This window comes from Pseudomonas sp. Marseille-Q5115 (assembly GCF_916618905.1).
GTDB classification, from domain to species: domain Bacteria; phylum Pseudomonadota; class Gammaproteobacteria; order Pseudomonadales; family Pseudomonadaceae; genus Aquipseudomonas; species Aquipseudomonas japonica_A.
The window spans coordinates 3430274-3448975 of the sequence record NZ_CAKAKI010000001.1 but is presented as its reverse complement, the minus strand read 5'-3'; the positions used below and the strand labels follow the sequence as shown (position 1 = coordinate 3448975).

Below are 18702 nucleotides of genomic sequence, written 5' to 3'. Positions count from 1 at the left end.
TAGCCCGGTGCGGGCAGGGTGATCATTCGGCCCAGCCGCGGGTGCGCTCGACCGCCCGTTGCCAGCCCGCATAACTGGCTTGCCGCTGAGCTTCGTCTATCTGTGGCGTGAACGTACGTTCGATTACCGCCTTGTTGCGCAGCTCATCCAGGCTACCCCAGAAGCCAGAGGCCAGGCCCGCCAGATACGCTGCGCCCAGGGCCGTAGTCTCGCGCATTTGCGGCCGCTCCACCGGAGTGCCGAGGATGTCGGCCTGGAATTGCATCAGGAAGTTGTTGGCCACCGCGCCGCCATCCACCCGCAGTGCACTCAACCGTGCGCCGGCATCCTGCTGCATGGCATCGAGTACATCGCGGGTTTGATAGGCGATGGATTCCAGCGCGGCGCGGATGATGTGGTCCACCTTCACGCCACGGGTCAGGCCGAACAGCGCACCGCGAGCGTACGGGTCCCAGTAGGGCGCGCCCAGGCCTGTGAAGGCGGGCACCAGGTAAACGCCATTGCTGTCCTTTACCTTGGTGGCGAAATACTCGGTATCGAGGGCGTCATTGACTACCTTCAGCTCATCGCGCAACCACTGCACGGTGGAGCCCCCGTTGAACACCGCGCCTTCCAGTGCGTAAGCCACTTCGCCACGTGGGCCGCAAGCGAGGGTAGTGAGCAGGCCATGGCGGGACGATACCGCTTTGCTGCCGGTGTTCATCAACAGGAAGCAGCCCGTGCCGTAGGTGTTCTTGGCCTCGCCCGGGTTGACACACATCTGGCCGAATAGCGCGGCCTGCTGGTCGCCGGCAATACCTGCGATGTCGATACCGCTTTTGGTCTGGCCATACACTTCAGACGACGAACGCACCTGCGGGAGCATCTGCTCAGGGATGTCCAGCACCTCCAGCATCCGCTTGTCCCACTGCAGCGTATGGATGTTGAACATCAAGGTGCGGGAAGCGTTGGTGTAGTCGGTGACATGCACCTTGCCGCCAGTAAATTTCCAGATCAGCCAGGTATCCACTGTCCCGAACAGTAATTCGCCGCGCCGTGCGCGTTCGCGGCTTCCTTCCACATGGTCGAGAATCCACTTGACCTTGGTACCGGAAAAATAGGGGTCGATGACCAGGCCCGTGGTTTTGCGGATGTAATCCTCAAAGCCGTCGCGCTTGAGCTGTTCGCAGATTTCGGTACTGCGCCTGCATTGCCAAACGACAGCGTTATGGATCGGGCGGCCGGACGCTTTGTCCCATACCACGACGGTTTCCCGTTGGTTGGTAATGCCCAGTGCCGCCACCTGGGCATGGCTGAGGCCGGCCTGGGCGAGGGCTTCCACCATGGTCGCGCTTTGCGTGGCGAAGATTTCCATCGGGTCATGCTCTACCCACCCAGGTTGAGGATAGTGCTGAGCGAACTCTCGCTGGGCAGAGCAGACAACGTTGGCATCCCGGTCGAAGATGATTGCGCGGGAACTGGTAGTGCCTTGGTCAAGGGCGATGATGTAATTCTTGTCGTTCATGGCGGTTGCCTTGATTGTTGTTGGTTGGGTCGACTGTCACGCGAGGTCAGGTCAGGTCAGGACACGCGCGCATCGGCCTCTTTTGCGGGATCTTCGGCCGTGCTGGAAGTATGGCTTGCAGGGGAGGCGACCGGGAGATGGCGCGCCAGCAGCAGGCGATAGCTCACTGCCCCGAAGCATGCGCCCAGAATGGGAGCGGCGATGGGGATCACGAAGTAGGGAAGCGCGCGGCCACCGGTGAAGGCAATGTCGCCCCAGCCGGCCAGGAAGGTCATCAGCTTAGGGCCAAAATCCCGTGCCGGGTTCATGGCGAAGCCGGTCAGCGGCCCCATGGCGCTACCGATGACGGCAATCAGCAGCCCGATCAGCAGGGGGGCCAGGGGCCCACGCGGCAGGCCATTGTTGTCATCGGTAAGCGCCATGATGACGGCCATCAGGATGGCAGTGATCACCGCTTCCACAAGGAACGCCTGGCCATCGCTCAGCGCCGCGTTGGGGTAAGTAGAAAAGACGCTTGCCAGCTCCAGGCTCGCCTCGGTGCCACGTACCATTTGATGCGCGTGTTCATATTCGAAAAAAAGCGCGCTGTACAGGGTATAGACCAAGGCTGCTCCGCAGAACGCGCCTGCCACCTGTGCAACGATATAAAACGGCAGCTTGCGCCGTTCGAAATCACCGAACAGGCACAGGGCAATACTGACGGCCGGGTTGAGATGCGCACCGGATACTCCAGCCGTAAGGTAGATCGCCATGCTTACGCCTACGCCCCAGATCACGCTGATTTCCCATAACCCGAAACTGGCGCCGGCAACCTTGAGAGCCGCGACGCAGCCGGTGCCGAAGAAGATCAGCAGGGCGGTGCCCAGGAACTCGGCCGTGCATTGGCCGGACAGCAGGGGCTTGCTTGCATCGTTGGACATCCAGTACCTCATTTTTGTTGTTGTTCAGCGTACCGTCACGCGGCGTGGCCATAAAATCAGCCGGGGACGTTCTCGGACGGAATAGACGAACTCAAGGCAAAAAGGTTCTGCCCTGCATTCGCAAACGAAAAAATATAACCAGTAAATGCGTATGTAAAGATCGGATTCGAACCTTTTTGAGTCAGAACCCTGTCCGCGCGCGGCGGGCGCGCCAATTCACGTCTTTGCATATAAGCTTGGGTTTCAAATCGTTGCCTCGGTTGCCGTCGAAACCATGACCCCCGCCATTGACCTGTTGAAGAAACACCGCGTCACCTATCAGGTCCATGCTTATGAGCATGATCCCAAAGCGCCTTCCTATGGGCTCGAAGCTGCCGAGAAGCTCGGGCTGGAGCCTGAGCGGGTATTCAAGACATTGCTTGCCGCCAGCGAGCGGCATGAGCTGCTGGTCGCAGTGGTGCCGGTGGTGGGGAGCCTGGACCTCAAGGCACTGGCCCAGGCTGCCGGGGTGAAGAAGTGTGACATGGCAGATCCTTTGGCCGCTCAGCGAGCCACGGGCTATCTGCTAGGAGGTATCAGCCCCCTGGGGCAAAAGAAACGCCTGCGTACCTTCATCGACGCGCGCGCAAGCGGCTTCGAAACTATATTCGTCAGTGCAGGGCGACGTGGCCTGGAAGTTGAACTGCCCGCCAGTGCATTGGCCACTCTCACTACAGCTGCGTTCGCGGCTATCGGGAAAGGCTGAGCGGGTAGACGGTGGAGTGCATCAGGGGGGTGTATGCATCTGGAGTATCACCAGGTTGATGTGTTTTCGAGCGGCCCCTTTGGCGGCAATCCCACCATTGTGTATCGCCTGGACCGCTGGCTGCCCGATGAGCTGCTGCAGCGGATAGCCACTGAACATAACCTTTCACAAACCGCTTTCGTAGTTCGCGAGGGAGGAGGGTGGCGCATCCGCTGGTTTACCCCGCGTGTGGAGGTGCCACTGTGCGGTCATGCCACGTTGGCCGCAGCCCATGTGCTGCAGCTGATCTACGCTGAAGCGTCAGACACGCTGGAGTTCATCAGCCGCAGCGGCCCACTCATCGTGAGCCGTGACAGCGAGCGCTTGTGGCTGGACCTGCCTGCCCAATACCCCGATGAGGAGGGTGTAAGCCTTGAGGTCCAGCGTGCCTTGGGCGTGGATATCATCGACGTGCTAGGCGCCAATGAGTTGTTCGTGGTGCTGGAGTCCGAGGCGGCGGTGCGTGCCTGCCAGCCCGACTTCGCAGCCTTGGGGCGGCTGATGTGGATCGGGATAGTGATTACCGCGCGAGGTGAGCAGCACGACTTTGTTTCCCGGTTTTTCGCGCCCCGCCTGGGCATTCCAGAAGACGCTGTAACGGGCACAACTCACTGTAGCCTGGTCCCATACTGGGCCCGGCGGCTTCGCAAGAACACGCTCAGCGCGTACCAGTGCTCCCGCCGCGGTGGCCAACTGGCCTGCCGGTTGGAGGGCGAGCGGGTTCACATCGGGGGCCAGGTGACACTGATGGCTTCCGGCCGGTTGCTCGCAGGGGTGGGTGCCGAGCAGGGAGCCGCCTGAGCGGCGTTGCCAGGATGGTTTACAGGTGTGCCGGAACGCTGCCAGGCGCTTCGAACAGCACCAGATGCTCGGCCGCGACAGCGATGCCTACGGCTTCGCCGACTGGGTAATCCGCATGGCTGGGGAACAATGCTTCGACCTGGCTTCCCGTGGGTAAGCGCAACTGATAGAGGGTGGATGCCCCCAGGAAGCTCTTGCCCGTGATTTTCCCTCGCAGGCTGCTGTCGGGTGCCAGCACGATGTCATCGGGGCGCAGCAGCACATCTACCGCGGCATTGGTGGGCCACCCGTAAGACCGGTGACCGCGCAGTTCGCCCAGTTCGGTATGAACCGTGTCAGGGCTGATGAGCTCACCCCGGATGAAGTATCCCTGGCCGATGAAACTGGCCACAAAAGGCGTTTGCGGCTGATGGTACAGGTTGTAGGGCGTATCCCATTGCTCAAGGTTCCCCCGGCGGAAAACCCCGACCTTGTCGCTCACCGCGAAGGCTTCTTCCTGATCGTGGGTCACCAGGATCGCACTGATGCCACGGCCCTTCAGGATATCGCGGACCTCGCGGCTCAGGCGGCGGCGCAGTTCCACATCAAGGTTGGAGAAGGGCTCATCGAGCAATAGCAGCTGGGGCTCGGGGGCCAACGCCCGAGCGAGGGCGACGCGTTGCTGCTGCCCGCCGGACAACTCGTGGGGGAAGCGTTCTCCCAACCCTTGCAACTTCACCAGTTCCAGCATCTCGTTGATCACCTGGGGGGCGTCGGCGCGCTTGCCCAGGCCGAACGCTATATTCCGGGCGACTGTAAGGTGGGGGAACAGGGCGTAGTCCTGGAACACCATCCCGATACGGCGTTTTTCCGGGACCAGGGTGTAGCCGTGGCTGGAGATCACTTCGCCGGCAAGGCGAATCTCTCCTTCGTGCACAGGCTCGAAGCCGGCAATGGCTCGCAGTGTGGTGGTTTTGCCACAGCCGGAGGCCCCAAGAAGGCAGCCGATTTCGCCCGGGGCAAGTTGCAGGTCGAGGTTCTGGACAACGCGTTGGCCTGCGTAACCACAGGCCAGGGCGTTCAAGCTCAATAATGCGGAAGCGTTCATTCGGCTCGGATGGCAGGTTTGACGAGGTATTCAAGCAGCGCTTTCTGGGCGTGCAGGCGGTTTTCTGCCTGATCCCAGGCGACCGATCGTGGGTCGTCGAGCAGATCGTGGCTGATCTCTTCGCCGCGGTGGGCAGGCAGGCAGTGCATGAATACCACGTCCGGAGCGGCCAGATCGAGCAGTTCCTTGGTGACCTGGTAAGGCTTGAAGCGCGCCAGGCGCTGTTGCGCTTCATCCTCCTGGCCCATGGAGGTCCACACGTCCGTGCTGACGAGGTGAGCACCGCGGACCGCCTCGCGAGGGTCGCGGAGCACTGTCACACGGTCCCCGGCCTGGGCCAGGAAGCGCGCATCTGGCTCATACCCTTCGGGACATGCCACATTCAGGTGAAAATCGAATTGCACGGCAGCTTCGATGTAGCTGTTGCACATATTGTTGCCATCGCCGATCCACGCCACGGTCTTGCCCTGAATGGAGCCGCGATGTTCGAGGTAGGTTTGCATGTCTGCCAGCAATTGGCAGGGATGCGAATCATCCGATAGCCCGTTGATCACCGGCACGCGGGAATTTGCCGCGAACGTCGTTACGGTGGAGTGAGCGAAGGTGCGGATCATCACGGCGTCGAGCATGCTTGACATCACGATGGCGGAATCTTCGACGGGTTCGCCACGGCCCAGCTGCGTGTCTCGCGATGACAGGAAGATTGCCTGGCCGCCGAGCTGAATCATCCCCGCCTCGAAGGACACGCGTGTGCGCGTTGAGGATTTTTCGAAAATCATCCCGAGTACGCGGTTTTTCAGCGGCTCGTGCAGCACGCCTCGGTCGCGCAGGCCTTTGAGCTCGATTCCTCGGCGAATCACCCGTGAGAGTTCGTCGGGGCTGAGATCCATAAGGGAAAGAAAGTGCCTGGCGCTCATTTTAACTACCTTTTTGCAACATGCCGGATACAGGGCCGCGCTGACCCTGGGGAGGCGAGCACCTGTCGGCGAAGGCCGCACGGGGCGGCGAATCGTTAAGGAGGACGCGATGGTATAAAAAAATGTCGCCTATTACCAACGGCTGTCACAGATTTTCAACGCCATGCCATTGCCAGGCATGTCACCACGCCATTCGTCGCTATCGGGGTGAACGCCGGCCGCAGGGTGGAGTCCGTTTCTTGAGGGGTGTCACATCAAAGAGGCTGCTTTGACGTGACAGCATTCCACAACGCTCTGCCGTGGGTGATAATGCGCCCCACGCGACACAGGGAGTCCCGAATGGAAGCGAAGGAAAAACAGTTGATGGAGTTGCTTGGGTTAACGGCCCGCACGCTTACCCATCTCACCGCATCGATCACCACCATGTCGTTCGAGTTGCTGCGAAGCGAAGACAAGGTAGCCCGCGAGGCGGGTAGGCACATGATCGATCGAATGGCGACAATCAGCTCGGAGCTGGACGCCCACTGGCAGATCATCGGCGAGATGACCGGCGTACATGTCCCGCAGGACGAAGTCGAAACCATTACCGAGATCGAAATGCTCAGTCCGCCTTCCGGCAATGCGATGCAGTAGGCGTTGCTGTCTGGAGCAGGCGCAATAGCTGGCCAGCCGGGTGAAGACCGAGCGTTGCACTCGGCTTTCCGTTACAATGGCGGCACGTGTCGACGCGCAGGTGTCGAGTAGCCAAGCCTGAGGTGCCCATGGATATCATTGAAACCATCAAAGACCAGATCGCCAGCAATACCATCCTGCTCTACATGAAGGGCTCGCCCAACGCCCCACAATGCGGCTTCTCCGCGCGTGCGGTGCAAGCGATCATGGGTTGCGGCGAGAAATTCGCTTATGTGGATATTCTTCAGAATCCTGAAATTCGCGCCAACCTGCCCAAGTACGCCAACTGGCCTACGTTCCCGCAGCTGTGGGTAGCGGGCGAACTGGTAGGCGGCAGCGATATCGTTGCGGAGATGGCGGCCAATGGCGAACTGCAAACCCTGATCAAGGGCGCGGTCGCCAAAACGGCAGAGCCTCAGGCCGGCGCATGAATGCCTGACGGCAGCCTGGAATAGAAAAGCCCCGCACTGGCGGGGCTTTTTATTGCACTCGGGAACGTCAGGCGTCTTCTTCGCCCATTCCCGATTGCAGGTAGTTTTCGATGCCGATCTTGTCGATCAGGCCCAGCTGGGTTTCCAGCCAGTCGATGTGTTCTTCCTCGGATTCGAGGATATCCTCGAGCAGGTCCCGGCTACCGTAATCCCCTACGGTTTCGCAGTGGGCGATGGCGGCGCGCAAGTCCATTACGCCTTTCTGCTCCAGCTTCAGGTCGCATTCGAGCATCTCGCGGGTATGCTCACCGATCAACAGCTTGCCCAGCTCCTGGACGTTGGGAATGCCTTCCAGGAAGAGAATGCGCTTGATGAGCTTGTCGGCGTGTTTCATCTCATCGATGGACTCGTCGTACTCGTGCTTGCCGAGCTTGTTAAGGCCCCAGTCTTCGTACATGCGCGCATGCAGGAAATACTGATTGATGGCGATCAGCTCGTTGCCGAGAACACGATTGAGATGCTGTATGACGCTGACGTCACCTTTCATGATTTTTGCCTGTGCAGGTGCAGATGCCCGAAAGTTTGCGCGCCGGAAAAGGCGGTGTCAAACGGGCATTTGCAGCACAAACCATCGCGAATGTGAACGGCAATGGAAGGAATTTGCGTTAAACCGCCAATGGGAAAGCGAATTAAAAGCAAGCGGTTTGGTCAGGCAGCTGTGAACTCTGCTGGAAAGGTCGAAACGGCTTGGGCAGTGCGGACTTCCGCGAGGGTGTCACGAACCACTTCCTTGGCGAGGCAGGCGCATTTCCCGCACTGGCTGGCTACCCCCGTAGCCTGGCGGACTTCCCGATAACTGCAGCAGCCTTCATAGATGGCTTCACGGATCTGACCGTCGGTAACACCTGTGCAGAGGCAAACATACATATCGCTGGCACCGTCGCTGTATGACTCGAATGCCCGGATCTTAATGTTAATGAGAATGCGTGTCAAAACGCCAAGGAGAGATTGAAGCGCCGGGCGATGAAAGGTACCCGACGCTTGTCATGAAATCAGGCGTCGAAATCGCGCCAGCCACCCATGTCCTTCCAGCGGTTCACGATGCCGCAGAACAGCTCGGCGGTTTTCTCGGTGTCGTAGCGGGCCGAGTGGGCCTCGCGCCCATCGAAGTCGATGTCCGCGCTCTGGCACGCCTTGGCCAGAACCGTCTGCCCATAAGCCAGCCCGGCAAGCGTAGCGGTGTCGAAGCTGGAGAACGGATGGAACGGGTTGCGCTTGAGGTCGTTGCGGGCGACCGCCGCATTGAGGAAGCCAAGATCGAAACTGCTGTTGTGGCCCACCAGGATCGCGCGCTTGCAGCCATTGGCCTTGAGCGCCTTGCGCACGCCACGGAAGATATCCGTAAGCGCGCTTTCCTCGCTCACGGCCATGCGCAGCGGGTGGTCGAGCTTGATACCGGTGAACTCAAGCGCGGCCGCCTCGATGTTAGCGCCGGCGAACGGCTCTACACGGAAGAACCAGGTGTGGTCCGGAAACACAAAGCCCTTTTCGTCCATCCCGATCGTGGTCGCTGCAATTTCCAGCAACGCGTCGGTGGCGCTGTTGAAACCGCCGGTTTCCACATCCACTACTACCGGCAGATAGCCCCGAAAGCGAGCCGCCATGGGGTGGCGGCTGGCGGATGAGGACGGGCCGTCGAGGTCGTCGTCGAATTGGTCTTCGCTCACGCTTGTGTCTCCACTACTCGCCACTGCAGGGCTTCACCCGCACGCAGGGGCACGACTTCATGTTCGCCGAAGGCCAGGGCCGACGGCGCTACCCAGCTTTCGCGGGCCAGGGTGATCTTCGAGGTATTGACCGGCAGGCCATAGAACCGGGGCCCGTGCAGGCTGGCGAAACCTTCCAGCTGATCAAGCCTGCCCGCCTGATCGAAGGCCTCGGCATACAGTTCGATCGCGGCATAGGCGGTGTAGCAACCCGCGCAACCGCAGGCGGCTTCCTTGGCATGCCGTGCATGGGGGGCAGAATCGGTACCCAGGAAGAACTTCGCATTGCCGCTCGTAGCGGCTTCGATCAAGGCGTTCTGATGGGTGTTGCGCTTGAGGATCGGCAAGCAATAGAAGTGCGGCCGAATGCCTCCGACCAGCATGTGGTTGCGGTTGTAGAGCAGATGGTGGGCAGTGATGGTGGCGCCCACGTTGCTGTTGGCAGCGTTCACGAACGCAACCGCGTCAGCGGTGGTGATGTGCTCGAACACCACCTTGAGCGTGGGAAAGCGTGCGACGATCCGGCTCATGTGTTCGTCGATGAAGGCTTTTTCGCGATCGAATACGTCGATATCCGCGTGGGTCACTTCCCCGTGCACCAGCAGCGGCATGCCTTCCTCGGCCATGGCTTCAAGCACCGGGAACAACCGATCGATGGACGTTACACCGGAATCGGAGTTGGTGGTTGCGCCTGCCGGATACAGCTTGGCGGCATGTACATAACCACAGGCCTTGGCCGACCGGATGTCATCGGGCTGGGTACGGTCGGTGAGGTAGAGCACCATCAAGGGTTCGAAAGCGCTCCCGGCCGGGCGAGCGGCAAGGATGCGCTGACGATACTCGCCCGCCTGCTCGGCGTTACGCACCGGTGGCACAAGGTTGGGCATGATGATTGCGCGGCCGAAGTTGCGCGCGACGTCGGCAACGGTCTGGGCCAGGGCGGCGCCGTCGCGTAGGTGAATGTGCCAGTCGTCTGGACGTAGCAGGGTGATGCGGTCGGACATGAAAGGTACCAGGCGGGTCGAACTCATGGGGGCGCCGGCAGCGAAGCGGATATGGCGAAACCGCAGCCCTGGCCGAGCGCGGCCCGGCCAGGCGCTGCCATCGCCGAGGCGTCGCTGCTAGCTGCCAGTATGACGGGCTTGGGCGAATGCTACCGGAAAAGCCTCGTGGCAGCATCCGCTATCAAGTTTGACGCGAGGCGACCGATACGCAGTGGGTACGTAGTCATCTGCACCGGAGTCCGCCGTGGGCCATCGTTTCCTTGCCTGTTTATCCTTGATCGCCTGTGGCCTCGCTACAGCGCCAGCGATGGCGTTCACCTTCCAGACAAGGCTGGAAAATGTGGAGTGGAAGGTCGAGGGCGATGCCTTCGAATGCCGCTTGAGCCAGCCAGTCGCTGATTTCGGCGAAGGCCAGTTCGTTCGCCGGGCTGGCGAAAAAGTGGTGTTCCGCCTTAATAGCAGCATTGCCGCGCTGGGGACGGGCAGCGCTACACTGATGGCCGCTGCGGCGCCTTGGCAGCCGGGCAGGGCAGACGTCAGTCTGGGCGCGGCGCGTCTGAGCGGTGGGCCTGTTGTGCTGACGTCCAGTCAAGGACAGGCCAGCGGCCTTATCAGCGGGCTGATGGAAGGTCGCAGCACGGTGGTGCGCACTGTCTCCAGCGAGACGGGGCAGCCAATGGAAGTACGCCTGTTGCCGGTCAAATTCACCAAGGCATGGAATGACTATCAAGCGTGCACGGCAAAACTGTTGCCGATGAATTTCGATCAGGTACGCATGAGCCAGATTCCCTTCCCGGGCACCGCTGTGGACCTGAGTGCGGGGGCCAAGGCGCGCCTGGACACTATCCTGGCGTTCATGAAGGCAGATCCTGCGGTCAACCATATCGAACTGGATGGGCATTCGGACAACAGCGGAAATCGCCTCACCAACCGCGAATTGTCGCGCCGACGAGCGCTGGCTGTGGCCGACTACCTCAAAGCCCATGGCGTGCCGGAAGAGCGCATCGACGTGCGCTTCCACGGCGAGCAGTACCCCCTGGTGCCCAACAACTCCGCTGCCAACCGTGCCCGTAACCGGCGGGTGAACATCGAGCTTGCCAAAAAACCTGTCCCTGATGTTGCGCCGGCTCCTGCGGTTGCACCAGCCGAGGCAGCAGCAGCGCCGGCCGCCGCACCAGCACCCGCAAGCACACCGGCGGCGGTGCCTGCCTCTGCTCCGGCTGCAGGCAAACCGGCGGCGAAGGGCTGAAACCTGCGCGAACGGCCGCGATTATTGTCGCTTCACTAACAGTGCCTGTCGCGCTACTGTAAATCCACGGCAGTCGGCGGTAGAATCGGCGGCTTTCAGCAAAACCCCGTGGAGTGATGGCATGGCGGACGTAAAAAAGGTCGTTCTGGCATATTCCGGCGGCCTGGACACCTCGGTGATCCTCAAGTGGCTGCAGGATACCTACAACTGCGAAGTGGTGACCTTCACCGCTGACCTGGGCCAGGGCGAGGAAGTCGAGCCCGCGCGTGCCAAGGCCCAGGCAATGGGCGTGAAAGAGGTATACATCGACGACCTGCGCGAAGAGTTCGTGCGTGATTTCGTATTCCCGATGTTCCGCGCCAATACCGTATACGAGGGCGAGTACCTGCTGGGTACGTCGATCGCCCGTCCGCTGATTGCCAAGCGCCTGATCGAAATCGCCAACGAAACGGGCGCGGATGCGATCAGCCATGGTGCTACCGGCAAGGGCAATGATCAGGTGCGCTTCGAGTTGGGCGCCTACGCGCTCAAGCCGGGCGTGAAGGTGATCGCTCCGTGGCGTGAATGGGACTTGTTGTCCCGTGAGAAGCTGATGGATTACGCCGAGAAGCACGCTATCCCGATCGAGCGCCACGGCAAGAAGAAGTCCCCGTACTCGATGGATGCCAACCTGCTGCACATCTCCTACGAGGGCGGTGTGCTGGAAGACACCTGGACCGAGCACGAAGAGGATATGTGGCGTTGGACGGTTTCACCCGAGGCCGCGCCGAATACGCCGACCTATCTGGAATTGACCTACCGCAACGGCGATATCGTCGCTATCGACGGCGTGGAAAAAAGCCCGGCTACCGTGCTGGCTGACCTCAACCGCATCGGTGGCGAGAACGGTATCGGCCGTCTCGATATCGTCGAAAACCGCTATGTGGGCATGAAATCCCGCGGCTGCTACGAAACCCCCGGCGGCACCATCATGCTCAAGGCGCACCGGGCGATCGAGTCGATCACCCTCGACCGCGAAGTTGCTCACCTCAAGGATGAGCTGATGCCCCGGTATGCCAGCCTGATCTACACCGGCTACTGGTGGAGCCCCGAGCGGTTGATGCTGCAGCAGATGATCGATGCCTCCCAGGCCCATGTGAATGGGGTAGTGCGCCTGAAGCTGTACAAGGGCAACGTCATCGTTGTGGGTCGCAAATCCGATGATTCGCTGTTCGATGCCACTATCGCGACCTTCGAGGAAGACGGTGGGGCCTACAACCAGGCGGACGCCGCAGGCTTCATCAAGCTCAACGCTTTGCGCATGAGGATTGCCGCAAACAAAGGCCGCCACCTCGGTTGAGGTGCGTACGCGCCATACAAGAACCGCGGCCTGGGCCGCGGTTTTTTTTCAGGTCCGTTTCAGCAGCATCAGGCCACACGGCTTCGCTTGCGTCCCCTCTTCATGGGTGCCTTGGGCCCACTGCTGTACCAGAGTAAACAACGCCTCGCGTTCTAGCTCTTCAACGTTATCCACGATCTGCAATTCGACCGCCACGGGTTTCAGGCCAATATCCGCAGTGCTGTGCGCAGGCGAAAGCGAAGTCGAGGCGGGCGTGCCAGGAAGGGCAGGCTTGGCGGTTGCCTCGGGGCGATCAATGGCTGCTGCTTCGGGGATGCCGGCTTCTTCCCGGTATTGGGCAGGCGGGTCAGCGTTTCCGGCTGTGAAAGCCTGCCGGTTGAAATTCAAGGTTATGAAAAAAAGAGCGGTCAGAAACGGGGGGAAGCCTACAAGGAACCAGACGAATACCTGCTGGTTGCGCACGTCGAGCAGGGGGAGGCTGGCCAGGGCAGAGGCTTCGGTGGTGGCGGCAAGCACTGCGATAAGTGCCAGGGGGTTATTGATGGAGTGGGCCGAAATATTCATGGTCATTCCTTGTCCTTGAAGGCGACCGTTGCGGTCTCGATACCAGCATAGGGCTTGCCCAGCAGGTTCCCGCACTAGATAACGCTAGAGCGAAGTGAAGCCCTTTTAACCGAAGTTATCCGTAAAACCGTCAACCTGTAACAGGTTGACAGCTTAAAACCGGGCGCCGCAATTGATGTCCGGGGAAGGGGCGTGTAACGTTCCCCACTCATTGCCATGCACACCGCATCCAGGAATCGAACGCTCGAGGTTAGTTGTAGGATATTTCGATCACGCATGTAAGGAGAATCTTAGACTCCACTAACCAGTAATTCCGGTAACACCTGCCACTGAAAACTGGGCTATGTTTCCTTGCTCCACAATAAACAGCAACAATCGGATTAGCTCATGAACAAAGTACTCATCGTGGATGACCATCCCGTGATACGCCTGGCGGTACGTATGTTAATGGAACGCCATGGTTACGATGTCGTCGGCGAAACCGACAACGGCGCGGATGCACTGCAACTGGCCCGCGAAGCGCAGCCCGATATCGTTATCCTGGATATTGGCATCCCCCGGCTGGATGGACTGGAAGTCATCAGCCGTCTCACCGCAGGCTCGATTTCGCACATGCGTGTGCTGGTACTCACTTCCCAGGCGCCCGGTCACTTTTCGATGCGATGCATGCAGGCGGGGGCGGCGGGCTATGTGTGCAAACAGCAGGATCTCACGGAGTTGTTGAGTGCGATCAAGGCCGTATTGTCGGGTTACAGCTATTTTCCCAACCAAGCACTGCATCCAGTTCGCAGCCATATGGGGAACGTGAGCGAGAAGGAATTAGTGCAGCGGCTGTCCAGTCGGGAAATGATGGTCTTGCAACAACTGGCGCGGGGGCGCACGAACAAGCAGATTGCCGATGCGATGCTGCTCAGCAACAAGACTGTCAGCACCTATAAAACCCGGCTGCTCATGAAGCTCAACGCCAAATCTCTGGTAGACCTGGTAGAGGTCGCCCAGCGCAACGGGATCGTCGGTTAGCCAATTGACGGGTAGGGCCCCGGTAAAGGGGCCGCCAGAGCGGTGGCTCCCCAGGCAGCGGCCTTCGCAGCCGGCTAGAAATCGAAGTTGTAGTCGTCCAGTTGTTTCTGCAGGCGTCGCTCTTCCAGCAGATTGTCGATGGTCCGGCGCTTGCTCAGGTTGGTCTTGGTTACCTCGACCACCGGCTCGACTTCATCGGCGTCGATTACAGCAAAATCTTCGTCCACCACTTCCAGCTCTTCTTTCTCTGTCGTCATTCGTCCACTCCAGCCTGGCAGGCATCCACGGGGCGCTCTTCGCGCACCTTATATCGGCAAATCCAGAGTGGGTAAAAGAGATTTTTTCAATCGTCAACATAGCGCCGCGACGGTTTTTTCAATCGTCGGACGTTTTTGCCTTGTACTCGCACAGATCCTCGATACGGCAGCTACCGCAACGAGGCTTGCGAGCCTGACAAACGTAACGCCCGTGGAGGATGAGCCAGTGATGGGCGTCAAGAAGGTAGGGTTTTGGCACATGCCGCAGTAGTGCCATTTCTACCTCGACCACGTTTTTGCCAGGGGCTATGCGCGTGCGATTGCTCACCCGGAATATATGGGTGTCCACCGCCATCGTGAGCTGACGGAACGCGGTGTTGAGTACTACGTTCGCCGTTTTGCGCCCCACGCCTGGCAAGGCTTCCAGCGCTTCACGGCTTTCCGGCACTACACCACCATGCTGTTCGACCAGCATGCGGCAAGTTGCTATGACGTTTTTCGCCTTGCTGTTGTAAAGGCCGATGGTCTTGATGTATTCCGAAAGCCCTTCCACCCCCAAGGCCAGAATGGCTTCGGGGGTGTTGGCGACTGGAAACAAGCGGGCCGTGGCCTTATTCACGCCCACATCCGTGGACTGCGCCGACAGAATGACCGCGATCAACAACTCGAACGCGGTGGTATAGGCCAGCTCTGTCCGAGGTTCAGGATTGTCTTCGTGAAAGCGGCGGAAAATCTCCAGCCGCTTGGCAGCATTCATCGGTCGGGTCCTTGCAGGTACTTATTTGATCCGCTGCCCAGGCTTGGCGCCGCTGTCCGGGCTCAGCAGGTAGATCTCCGAACCGCCAGGGCCGGCCGCCAGCACCATGCCTTCGGATACCCCGAAGCGCATTTTGCGTGGCTTGAGGTTGGCGATCATCATGGTCAGGCGGCCTTCCAATGCTGCCGGATCAGGATAGGCACTCTTGATACCCGAGAAGACATTCCGCTGCTCGTCGCCCAGGTCCAGCGTAAGGCGTAGCAGCTTGTCCGCGCCTTCCACCGCTTCGGCCTTCAAGATGCGCGCCACGCGCAGATCGACTGCAGCGAAGGCGTCGAAGTCGATCTCTGAAGCCAGCGGGTCGGCTACCAGCTCGCCGTTGCCTGTTGGTGCCGGCGGTGCGGTAGGCGCCAGGTTTTCCCGCGAGGCCTCCACCATGGCTTCCACCCGCGCCGGGTCGATACGCGTCATCAGCGGCTTGAAGGCGTTGAGCGGGTGGTCGGCCAGGAGGGTGTGGTGGTCGTCCCAACGAAGCGGTTCCACATTGAGAAACGCTTCGGCATCGGCGGCCAGGGTAGGCAGAACCGGCTTTAGGTAGATCATCAGCAAGCGGAACAGATTGACGCCCACTGCACAGATTGCCTGCACCTCGGCCTGTTTGCCGTCCTGCTTGGCCAGGGCCCATGGCGCTTTGTCAGCGATCCAGGCATTGGCGCGGTCGGCCAGCGCCATGATTTCCCGCATGGCCCGCGCGAAGTCGCGGTTTTCATAGGCGTCCGCGATAGCTGGGGCGGCCGCCACGAATGCGGCGGTCAGTTCCGGTTCGGCGTTGCCGGCCACCAGGCGGCCAGCGTTGCCCTTGTGGATGAACCCGGCGCAGCGGCTGGCGATGTTCACCACCTTGCCGATCAGGTCGGAATTGACCTTCTGCACGAAGTCTTCAAGGTTCATGTCCAGGTCGTCTACGCCGCGGCCCAGCTTGGATGCGTAGTAGTAGCGCAGGTATTCGGGCGACAAGTGTTCCAGGTAGGTGCGAGCCTTGATGAAGGTGCCGCGCGACTTGGACATTTTCTGCCCGTTCACAGTCAGGTAGCCATGCACGCTTACGGCGGTGGGCTTGCGGAAGCCGGCGCCTTCGAGCATGGCTGGCCAGAACAGCGCGTGGAAGTTGACGATGTCCTTGCCGATGAAGTGGTACAGCTCGGCGGTGGAATCCTTGCCCCAGAACGCGTCGAAGTCCAGCTCCGGGCGCCGCGCGCAAAGGTTCTTGAAACTGGCCATGTAGCCGATCGGCGCGTCCAGCCATACATAGAAGTATTTGCCGGGCTCACCTGGGATCTCGAACCCGAAGTAGGGCGCGTCACGGGAGATGTCCCACTCCTGCAGGCCCGAATCCAGCCATTCGGCCAATTTGTTGGCCACCGCGTCCTGAAGGGTACCGCTGCGGGTCCAGGCCTGTAGCATGGCCTGGAAATCCGGCAGCTTGAAGAAGAAGTGCTTCGAGTCCCGAAGTACCGGGGTAGCCCCGGAGATAGCCGACTTCGGATCTTTCAGGTCGGTGGGCTCGTAAGTGGCGCCGCATTTCTCGCAGTTGTCGCCGTATTGATCTGGCGTGCCGCACTTGGGGCAGGTGCCCTTGATGAAGCGGTCGGCCAGGAACATGTTTTTTTCCGGGTCGAAATACTGGGTCACCGAGCGGGTGGCGATATGGCCGGCGTCGCGAAGGCGCAGGTAGATCTCGCTGGACAGCTCGCGGTTTTCTTCCGAGTGCGTGGAATGGAAATTATCGAACTCCACGAGGAAATCGGCGAAGTCGGCGCTGTGCTCGGCCTTGACCGCGTCGATCAGCTGTTCGTTGGTGATGCCTTCCTTTTCTGCGCGCAGCATGATCGCCGAGCCGTGGGCGTCGTCGGCGCACACATAGATGCACTGGTTGCCGCGCAGCTTCTGATAGCGCACCCAGACGTCGGTCTGGATGTACTCGACCATATGGCCCAGGTGGATGGAACCATTGGCATAGGGCAGGGCGCTGGTAACGAGAATCTGGCGTGGCTCGGACATAAGGCTCGGCTACTTGAACTGGAACGAAGACCGAACACTATAAAGCGCCGCGGTTTTTTTTTCATCAGCGGGGCCGAACAGGTAGCATAGGCGGCTATCCGAAAGCCTTGCCCCAGGGAGTTGCCATGAGCATCGTCACCCGCGCAGCGATTGAAAACGTGCTGCGTCAGTACACCGACCCTTACCTCGAGCAGGACCCGGTCAGCGCCGGCTGCGTTGAAGCGGTTCGTATCGACGGCCCGCGCGTGGAGGTCGATCTGTGCCTGGGTTACGCCGCCGGGCTGTTCCAGGCGGGCTGGGCGCAAACTCTACAGATCGCTATCGAAGGCCTGGAAGGGGTCAGCCAGGCCAGGGTTCATGTGCGCTCCAGCATCCAGCCGCACAAGGCCCAGGCCCAGGTTCCGGCGATGGCGACGGTCAAGAACATCATCGCGGTCGCCTCCGGCAAAGGCGGGGTGGGTAAATCCACCACCGCAGCCAACCTGGCACTGGCGCTCGCCCGCGAGGGGGCCAAGGTGGGCATTCTCGATGCGGATATCTACGGCCCGAGCCAAGGTGTGATGTTTGGCATCCCTGAAGGTACGCGGCCCCAGGTACGCGAGCAGAAGTGGTTCGTTCCGCTGATGGCCCATGGGGTAGAGGTCATGTCCATGGCCTTTCTTACCGATGACAACACGCCGGTGGTGTGGCGAGGGCCGATGGTGTCCGGTGCCCTGCTGCAGCTGATCACCCAGACCGCGTGGAATGACCTGGATTACCTGGTAATCGACATGCCTCCGGGCACGGGTGACATCCAGCTCACCCTCGCGCAAAAGGTTCCAGTGGCCGGGTCGGTGATCGTGACCACGCCGCAGGATCTGGCCTTGCTGGACGCCCGCAAGGGTGTCGAAATGTTCCGCAAGGTGCAGATCCCGGTATTGGGCGTGGTCGAGAACATGGCCGTGCACATCTGCTCGAATTGCGGCCATGCCGAACACCTGTTCGGTGAAGGCGGCGGTACTCGCCTGGCGGCAGAATACGGTGTGGAGCTGCTCGCTTCGCTGCCCCTGTCGATGACCATCCGCGAGCAGGCCGACAGCGGCAAACCCACGGCGATCGCCGAACCCGACAGCCAGATCGCAATGGTTTACCAGGACCTGGCCCGTCGGGTAGGCGCACGCATTGCGCGTGAGGCCGCGCAGGCCGCGCCCTTGCCGACCATCAGCGTGTCTGACGACTGAAATGCAGGCAATAAAAAACCCCGCCGAGGCGGGGTTTTTTTAGCGCAACCTCACCGAAGCGAGGTGTTGCTCAAGCCAGTGTTCAGCGAACAGTGACTTCTTCAGCTTGCATGCCTTTCTGGCCGCGGGTAGCGACGAAGGATACAGCTTGGCCTTCTTTCAGCGACTTGAAGCCGTCGGACTGGATGGCTTTGAAGTGTACGAAGAGGTCGTCACCCGACTCAGGGGTGATGAAGCCGTAGCCTTTCTCGTCGTTGAACCACTTGACGGTGCCGTTTTGGCGATTGGACATGGTATATCTCCTTGGACAAAGTTAACTGCGGCGCTGGAACAGCCCAGGCCGGAACTG

The 18702-nt window shown here is 60.4% G+C and carries 21 protein-coding genes; 8 read left to right on the top strand and 13 right to left on the bottom strand.

The genetic code is table 11. From position 1 onward, the window contains the following. Positions 1 to 22: 22 nt before the first annotated feature. Together glpK and LG385_RS15775 are read right to left on the bottom strand one after the other, a co-directional pair. Complete coding sequence (glpK, locus tag LG385_RS15780; protein ID WP_225775050.1) at positions 23 to 1504, bottom strand: glycerol kinase GlpK; 1482 nt, start codon at positions 1502 to 1504, stop codon at positions 23 to 25. Positions 1505 to 1560: 56 nt separating this feature from the next. Further along, positions 1561 to 2424 carry an MIP/aquaporin family protein gene (locus LG385_RS15775; RefSeq protein WP_225775049.1) on the bottom strand — a complete coding sequence of 288 codons (864 nt, stop codon included), beginning with the start codon at positions 2422 to 2424 and terminating at the stop codon, positions 1561 to 1563. Between the two features lie 274 nt (positions 2425 to 2698). On the opposite strand from LG385_RS15775, the gene ybaK reads away from it, so the two are divergent. Further along, a complete protein-coding gene (gene ybaK / locus LG385_RS15770) occupies positions 2699 to 3169 on the top strand; it encodes a Cys-tRNA(Pro) deacylase (RefSeq protein ID WP_181117285.1) in 471 nt (156 codons plus the stop codon). Positions 3170 to 3202: 33 nt separating this feature from the next. Further along, positions 3203 to 4009 carry a PhzF family phenazine biosynthesis protein gene (locus tag LG385_RS15765; RefSeq protein ID WP_225775048.1) on the top strand — a complete coding sequence of 269 codons (807 nt, stop codon included), beginning with the start codon at positions 3203 to 3205 and terminating at the stop codon, positions 4007 to 4009. A 19-nt stretch (positions 4010 to 4028) separates the two neighbouring features. Here LG385_RS15765 and LG385_RS15760 read toward each other — a convergent pair whose 3' ends face one another. Both LG385_RS15760 and argF read right to left on the bottom strand, forming a co-directional pair. Then, positions 4029 to 5096: an ABC transporter ATP-binding protein gene (locus LG385_RS15760; RefSeq protein WP_225775047.1), complete on the bottom strand. Its 1068-nt coding sequence runs from the start codon at positions 5094 to 5096 to the stop codon at positions 4029 to 4031. Further along, on the bottom strand, positions 5093 to 6013 hold the full coding sequence (gene argF / locus LG385_RS15755; protein WP_181117288.1) for an ornithine carbamoyltransferase: 921 nt from the start codon (positions 6011 to 6013) through the stop codon (positions 5093 to 5095). The genes LG385_RS15760 and argF overlap by 4 nt, the downstream gene beginning before the upstream one ends. A gap of 339 nt (positions 6014 to 6352) precedes the next feature. On the opposite strand from argF, the gene LG385_RS15750 reads away from it, so the two are divergent. Both LG385_RS15750 and grxD read left to right on the top strand, forming a co-directional pair. Further along, positions 6353 to 6646: a hypothetical protein gene (locus tag LG385_RS15750; protein ID WP_040261033.1), complete on the top strand. Its 294-nt coding sequence runs from the start codon at positions 6353 to 6355 to the stop codon at positions 6644 to 6646. A 128-nt stretch (positions 6647 to 6774) separates the two neighbouring features. Next, positions 6775 to 7116 (top strand): Grx4 family monothiol glutaredoxin, encoded by a 342-nt coding sequence (gene grxD, locus LG385_RS15745; protein WP_225775046.1) that lies wholly within the window; start codon positions 6775 to 6777, stop codon positions 7114 to 7116. A gap of 67 nt (positions 7117 to 7183) precedes the next feature. Here the strand turns inward: grxD and bfr are convergent, their stop codons facing one another. From bfr to pyrC, 4 genes are all read right to left on the bottom strand, one after another. Further along, positions 7184 to 7663 carry a bacterioferritin gene (bfr, locus tag LG385_RS15740; protein ID WP_225775045.1) on the bottom strand — a complete coding sequence of 160 codons (480 nt, stop codon included), beginning with the start codon at positions 7661 to 7663 and terminating at the stop codon, positions 7184 to 7186. Positions 7664 to 7824: 161 nt separating this feature from the next. Next, on the bottom strand, positions 7825 to 8043 hold the full coding sequence (locus LG385_RS15735; protein ID WP_181117292.1) for a bacterioferritin-associated ferredoxin: 219 nt from the start codon (positions 8041 to 8043) through the stop codon (positions 7825 to 7827). Positions 8044 to 8168: 125 nt separating this feature from the next. Continuing rightward, positions 8169 to 8843: a ribonuclease T gene (rnt, locus tag LG385_RS15730; RefSeq protein WP_225775044.1), complete on the bottom strand. Its 675-nt coding sequence runs from the start codon at positions 8841 to 8843 to the stop codon at positions 8169 to 8171. Beyond that, positions 8840 to 9886 (bottom strand): dihydroorotase, encoded by a 1047-nt coding sequence (pyrC, locus tag LG385_RS15725; RefSeq protein WP_225776260.1) that lies wholly within the window; start codon positions 9884 to 9886, stop codon positions 8840 to 8842. The genes rnt and pyrC overlap by 4 nt, the downstream gene beginning before the upstream one ends. Before the next feature lie 244 nt (positions 9887 to 10130). Here pyrC and LG385_RS15720 point away from each other — a divergent pair, with 244 nt between their 5' ends. Both LG385_RS15720 and LG385_RS15715 read left to right on the top strand, forming a co-directional pair. Then, positions 10131 to 11135, top strand: a complete 1005-nt coding sequence (locus LG385_RS15720) for a flagellar protein MotY (RefSeq protein ID WP_318781402.1) — start codon at positions 10131 to 10133, stop codon at positions 11133 to 11135. A 121-nt stretch (positions 11136 to 11256) separates the two neighbouring features. Continuing rightward, positions 11257 to 12474: an argininosuccinate synthase gene (locus LG385_RS15715; RefSeq protein WP_181117295.1), complete on the top strand. Its 1218-nt coding sequence runs from the start codon at positions 11257 to 11259 to the stop codon at positions 12472 to 12474. A 48-nt stretch (positions 12475 to 12522) separates the two neighbouring features. On the opposite strand, the gene LG385_RS15710 is transcribed toward LG385_RS15715, so the two are convergent. Continuing rightward, positions 12523 to 13038 carry a hypothetical protein gene (locus tag LG385_RS15710; RefSeq protein WP_225775043.1) on the bottom strand — a complete coding sequence of 172 codons (516 nt, stop codon included), beginning with the start codon at positions 13036 to 13038 and terminating at the stop codon, positions 12523 to 12525. 387 nt (positions 13039 to 13425) lie between these two features. On the opposite strand from LG385_RS15710, the gene LG385_RS15705 reads away from it, so the two are divergent. Continuing rightward, on the top strand, positions 13426 to 14058 hold the full coding sequence (locus LG385_RS15705; protein ID WP_181117297.1) for a response regulator transcription factor: 633 nt from the start codon (positions 13426 to 13428) through the stop codon (positions 14056 to 14058). Positions 14059 to 14132: 74 nt separating this feature from the next. On the opposite strand, the gene LG385_RS15700 is transcribed toward LG385_RS15705, so the two are convergent. The 3 genes from LG385_RS15700 to metG all read right to left on the bottom strand — a co-directional run bounded on the left by LG385_RS15700 (position 14133) and on the right by metG (position 17133). After that, on the bottom strand, positions 14133 to 14315 hold the full coding sequence (locus LG385_RS15700) for a PA3496 family putative envelope integrity protein (protein ID WP_225775042.1): 183 nt from the start codon (positions 14313 to 14315) through the stop codon (positions 14133 to 14135). 118 nt (positions 14316 to 14433) lie between these two features. After that, positions 14434 to 15072, bottom strand: coding sequence for an endonuclease III (gene nth, locus LG385_RS15695; protein ID WP_225775041.1), 639 nt, complete (start codon positions 15070 to 15072; stop codon positions 14434 to 14436). A gap of 21 nt (positions 15073 to 15093) precedes the next feature. Next, positions 15094 to 17133: a methionine--tRNA ligase gene (metG, locus tag LG385_RS15690; protein WP_225775040.1), complete on the bottom strand. Its 2040-nt coding sequence runs from the start codon at positions 17131 to 17133 to the stop codon at positions 15094 to 15096. A gap of 125 nt (positions 17134 to 17258) precedes the next feature. Between metG and apbC the strand changes: the two genes are divergently transcribed. Further along, a complete protein-coding gene (apbC, locus tag LG385_RS15685) occupies positions 17259 to 18353 on the top strand; it encodes an iron-sulfur cluster carrier protein ApbC (RefSeq protein ID WP_225775039.1) in 1095 nt (364 codons plus the stop codon). Positions 18354 to 18435: 82 nt separating this feature from the next. On the opposite strand, the gene LG385_RS15680 is transcribed toward apbC, so the two are convergent. Then, positions 18436 to 18645: a cold-shock protein gene (locus LG385_RS15680; protein WP_181117302.1), complete on the bottom strand. Its 210-nt coding sequence runs from the start codon at positions 18643 to 18645 to the stop codon at positions 18436 to 18438. Positions 18646 to 18702 lie beyond the last annotated feature (57 nt).

What these genes read in the sequence shown, in the direction of transcription:
- glpK (WP_225775050.1), bottom strand. Translation starts at nt 1,504, where the DNA reads ATGAACGACAAGAATTACATCATCGCCCTTGACCAAGGCACTACCAGT.
- LG385_RS15775 (WP_225775049.1), bottom strand. Translation starts at nt 2,424, where the DNA reads ATGTCCAACGATGCAAGCAAGCCCCTGCTGTCCGGCCAATGCACGGCC.
- ybaK (WP_181117285.1), top strand. Translation starts at nt 2,699, where the DNA reads ATGACCCCCGCCATTGACCTGTTGAAGAAACACCGCGTCACCTATCAG.
- LG385_RS15765 (WP_225775048.1), top strand. Translation starts at nt 3,203, where the DNA reads ATGCATCTGGAGTATCACCAGGTTGATGTGTTTTCGAGCGGCCCCTTT.
- LG385_RS15760 (WP_225775047.1), bottom strand. Translation starts at nt 5,096, where the DNA reads ATGAACGCTTCCGCATTATTGAGCTTGAACGCCCTGGCCTGTGGTTAC.
- argF (WP_181117288.1), bottom strand. Translation starts at nt 6,013, where the DNA reads ATGAGCGCCAGGCACTTTCTTTCCCTTATGGATCTCAGCCCCGACGAA.
- LG385_RS15750 (WP_040261033.1), top strand. Translation starts at nt 6,353, where the DNA reads ATGGAAGCGAAGGAAAAACAGTTGATGGAGTTGCTTGGGTTAACGGCC.
- grxD (WP_225775046.1), top strand. Translation starts at nt 6,775, where the DNA reads ATGGATATCATTGAAACCATCAAAGACCAGATCGCCAGCAATACCATC.
- bfr (WP_225775045.1), bottom strand. Translation starts at nt 7,663, where the DNA reads ATGAAAGGTGACGTCAGCGTCATACAGCATCTCAATCGTGTTCTCGGC.
- LG385_RS15735 (WP_181117292.1), bottom strand. Translation starts at nt 8,043, where the DNA reads ATGTATGTTTGCCTCTGCACAGGTGTTACCGACGGTCAGATCCGTGAA.
- pyrC (WP_225776260.1), bottom strand. Translation starts at nt 9,886, where the DNA reads ATGTCCGACCGCATCACCCTGCTACGTCCAGACGACTGGCACATTCAC.
- LG385_RS15715 (WP_181117295.1), top strand. Translation starts at nt 11,257, where the DNA reads ATGGCGGACGTAAAAAAGGTCGTTCTGGCATATTCCGGCGGCCTGGAC.
- LG385_RS15710 (WP_225775043.1), bottom strand. Translation starts at nt 13,038, where the DNA reads ATGAATATTTCGGCCCACTCCATCAATAACCCCCTGGCACTTATCGCA.
- LG385_RS15705 (WP_181117297.1), top strand. Translation starts at nt 13,426, where the DNA reads ATGAACAAAGTACTCATCGTGGATGACCATCCCGTGATACGCCTGGCG.
- LG385_RS15700 (WP_225775042.1), bottom strand. Translation starts at nt 14,315, where the DNA reads ATGACGACAGAGAAAGAAGAGCTGGAAGTGGTGGACGAAGATTTTGCT.
- nth (WP_225775041.1), bottom strand. Translation starts at nt 15,072, where the DNA reads ATGAATGCTGCCAAGCGGCTGGAGATTTTCCGCCGCTTTCACGAAGAC.
- metG (WP_225775040.1), bottom strand. Translation starts at nt 17,133, where the DNA reads ATGTCCGAGCCACGCCAGATTCTCGTTACCAGCGCCCTGCCCTATGCC.
- apbC (WP_225775039.1), top strand. Translation starts at nt 17,259, where the DNA reads ATGAGCATCGTCACCCGCGCAGCGATTGAAAACGTGCTGCGTCAGTAC.
- LG385_RS15680 (WP_181117302.1), bottom strand. Translation starts at nt 18,645, where the DNA reads ATGTCCAATCGCCAAAACGGCACCGTCAAGTGGTTCAACGACGAGAAA.